Here is a 252-nt window from a genome sequence, read left to right on the forward strand (position 1 = left end):
GCCTGGGGGCGGGCGCCTCGGTACTGATCGGCCAAGCATGGGGCGCCCAGGAGACCGGGATGGTCAAGGCGATCACCGGTGCCACCCTGACCCTGGGCGCATTGGTGGGCCTGGTGGCCGCCGTGCTGGGCAGCCTGTTTGCGCGCCCGGCGTTGCAAGCGTTGGGCACCCCGGTGGACGTGCTCGACGACGCGGTGGGCTACGCCCAGATGATGATGTTGATCATGCCGTTGCTGCTGGTGTTCATCCTCT

The 252-nt window shown here is 68.3% G+C and carries 1 protein-coding gene; it reads left to right on the plus strand.

The features are described 5' to 3' along the window. Window positions 1-252, plus strand: a 252-nt coding sequence (locus tag AAEZ05_RS29440) for an MATE family efflux transporter (protein ID WP_350650159.1), incomplete at both ends; no start/stop codon positions are given.

This window comes from Pseudomonas sp. HY13-MNA-CIBAN-0226, from assembly GCF_040310305.1.
Lineage (GTDB): Bacteria > Pseudomonadota > Gammaproteobacteria > Pseudomonadales > Pseudomonadaceae > Aquipseudomonas > Aquipseudomonas gregormendelii.